Source organism: Desulforegula conservatrix Mb1Pa, assembly GCF_000426225.1.
GTDB lineage: Bacteria > Desulfobacterota > Desulfobacteria > Desulfobacterales > Desulforegulaceae > Desulforegula > Desulforegula conservatrix.
This window is the reverse complement of sequence record NZ_AUEY01000147.1, coordinates 1-2,885: the sequence shown is the minus strand read 5'-3', so window position 1 is coordinate 2,885 and position 2,885 is coordinate 1. Positions and strand designations below refer to the sequence as shown.

Genomic DNA, 2,885 nt, shown 5'->3' with positions numbered 1-2,885 from the left:
ATTCCTTTTGCCATTCTTCTGCTCCTTTTTTTTGATGTTCTAATAAAGCAGATTTTCACTTAAATGGCTGTCCAATTTTTCCAGACCAGCTCTCAGTTCCAATTTTTATGTCAGGAAATTGACAAGGCAGAGAAAGAAGCCGGACATATTGCCTTGATTGTGATTGACACGGTGGCGAGGAGCTTTGGAGCAGGCGACGAGAACAGCGCAAAGGACATGGGGCAGTTTATAGCCGAATGCGACAGACTCAAAGCCCTTTATGGCTCAACGGTTTTTCTTGTCCATCATACAGGGATAGCAGACAAATCAAGGGCCAGAGGCTCATCCTCACTAAAGGGTGCGGTTGACGCTGAATTCAAAGTGGAAAGATACGCCAAAGATAAAAGTATAATAACCCTGACCTGTACCAAGATGAAAGATGCCGAATATCCAGAGCCTTTAGCCTTTACCCTTAGATCGGTTGATTTGGACATAACTGATGAAGAAGGAAATCCGTTAACATCTGCAATACTTGACCCTGTTCTTTTCCCAGACGGCGCGGAGGGAGAAGGCCGCCAAAGGAAAAAGACAGGAAAGAATCAGCAGCATGCATTACAGATATTGCAACAGCTTCATCAAAAACACCAGCACAACCTTGAAGAAGGTGACTATGATCCAAATCAGGCAAAAGTCAAATATCAAGACTGGAAAGGTGACTGCATAAAAAAGATGGGAGCAAGAAGATTCAGGGAGGTTGAAAATAGCCTGACCGAATCCGGCAAAATATCAAAAGACGTTGACTATGTATATTTAGAACCGGATTAATTTTAAACCCGACCGTACCGAACCGAAATACCGAATACCTAAAGGTATATTCGGTATTTTCGGTACATCGGATAACGGCAAAATCGGTATTTCGGTTCCTATTTCGGTACTTGATCAAACACAAAAAAACAGAGCAAAAAGGTAAAACAGAATGACAAAACTTGAATTAATAGAAATTTTTAAAAATATGACTGGGTTTGACGTTGCAGTTTATCTCATGAGTGAAAAGGGTTGGGCCTTGGCCGCTATGTCTCAATATTCAATCTGTATCCAAAGGAACAGGGCCGGAATGAAACTTGTCATTCCTTTGGCGGAAAGATTGAAACCTGAATTAATCGAAGTGATAGCAGGCAAGATTGTCAGAAACGAATGGAAACCACATGCCAAGGCCGGTGGGCGGGAAGGATATTGTTTCCCTGTAACCATAAAACCCTCTTCCTCTGGCGGGTTATATATCTCGTCAAAGGTCTTTTCTGAATTAGTTTCACAAGCGGAAACGCCAAATGAGGCTTTAAGCATGGCGAGGAAAGCACTTCAGATGGCTGTATCTTTACGAGGTACAGACGCGGAGCCTTTGCCAAGAGGAAAACACTTCGAAGCACAGGAGACAGATTCCCTTTTTTATTTAATGCCTCAGTTGATTATGGATGGGATCGTAAAGGTTTAAGTAAGCTGTCATGACTCAAGAGGTTGAGGCCATGCCACGGAGAGTGGTTTCAATCTCTGGAAGCCATAGGCCGCAGTATTAACCTAATTCTATACTTATGTAGCTAACCTGTTCGAGGGGTCGTGAATGACCCGTTGGTACTTAATAAGCTCAAAGTACCTTGGGGTAATTTGAAAAGTGCAATCAAGATTACAGAAGGAGAGAATAATGGGCGTAGCAGTTATTGAAGAAATGGAAGATATTGAAGCACCTGAAATGCCAAAGAAGGAATGTTCGATTTTATGAGGCTTTTGATGTTTGGGCATATGTAAAAGTTTTATGGGTAGAAAAGTTACAACTACTTTTTTAGGGGTATTTTTGGGGGTATCGATTAGATCAGCATAAAATTTTTTCAACGTTTTCAATACTATAAATTCTAATTCGATACCCTCCTCCCCTATAAAACCAATACCTTATCTATTCTTCAAGCATCTCATACTTTATCAATTTTCATGCAATGCTACTCCAAAAGATAACAAATGCTGAAAAGACATCAAGCTTTTTTACGCTTTAAGCATCAGGCACAAATTTAATTTCCAAGTGACAACCCACAGCTCGAGCATATTTTTTCAGTGTGGTTAATGATGGAGCGTGCTTACCAGAAGATTCAAGACGCGAAATAGCACTTTTGGTTGTTCCCATCAATTCTGCCACCGCCTCTTGAGTAAGCCCTGATCTTAATCGAGCTGCAAGCATCTCACGTATAAAAGCATATTCTTCTTCGAGTTTATCGTATTCGTCCTTGAATCCTTTGCGCTTTAATGACTTTTCCAAAAAAGCTTTATGGTCATGAGGAACAGGATCATATTTCAAATCATCCATTCTGAACCTCCTTAAGTCTTTTACGAGCAATTTTTAATTCCTGATCTGGTGTTTCCTTGGTCTTTTTTAAAAAAGCGTGCAAAATATTATACGTTGATTAATCACAAAACAATAAAAAACACGCCCTATACCTTCCCGGCCTTTTGGCCTCAACTCGAAAAGACCTCCACCCATAGCCTTAGAGTGGGGCATATTGATTTGAGGGCCAAAATCAATCAGAAGCTCAATTATCCGAGAAAAATCAGCCAATATCCCAACAGGCCAAGATTCGATTTCAAATTTAACCTTTTGATGGAAAAACTCAATGTTATATTTCATCTTTCTCCTAAGTTAACAATTATGCTAACAATCGTCAATAAGATTAAACTACTATCGAAGCATTAACCCGGCACTCAAAATATCTTCACGGTCAATCTTATTATATCGATCAAACATTTCACGAGTTGAATGCCCTGTAATTTTAGTCACCGACCACCGGCAAAGCCGGTGGCATGGAATTCTGAACCGCTCAAAGCGGTAAAAAATGGGGATCACCTAAAGGTGATTAATCAAA

The 2,885-nt window shown here is 40.3% G+C and carries 3 protein-coding genes and 1 pseudogene; 2 read left to right on the top strand and 2 right to left on the bottom strand.

Features of this window, described 5'->3' with window-relative positions; translation table 11 throughout:
- Positions 1–63: 63 nt before the first annotated feature.
- Positions 64–804 carry an AAA family ATPase gene (locus tag K245_RS25835; RefSeq protein WP_051284523.1) on the top strand — a complete coding sequence of 247 codons (741 nt, stop codon included), beginning with the start codon at positions 64–66 and terminating at the stop codon, positions 802–804.
- A gap of 151 nt (positions 805–955) precedes the next feature.
- Complete coding sequence (locus K245_RS0121160; RefSeq protein ID WP_027360763.1) at positions 956–1,471, top strand: type II toxin-antitoxin system HicB family antitoxin; 516 nt, start codon at positions 956–958, stop codon at positions 1,469–1,471.
- A gap of 549 nt (positions 1,472–2,020) precedes the next feature.
- On the opposite strand, the gene K245_RS0121155 is transcribed toward K245_RS0121160, so the two are convergent.
- Both K245_RS0121155 and K245_RS25830 read right to left on the bottom strand, forming a co-directional pair.
- Positions 2,021–2,332, bottom strand: coding sequence for a helix-turn-helix transcriptional regulator (locus K245_RS0121155; RefSeq protein ID WP_027360762.1), 312 nt, complete (start codon positions 2,330–2,332; stop codon positions 2,021–2,023).
- Positions 2,325–2,650, bottom strand: a pseudogene (locus K245_RS25830) (type II toxin-antitoxin system RelE/ParE family toxin). Before K245_RS25830 ends, K245_RS0121155 begins: the two are co-directional and overlap by 8 nt.
- Between the last annotated feature and the right edge of the window lie 235 nt (positions 2,651–2,885).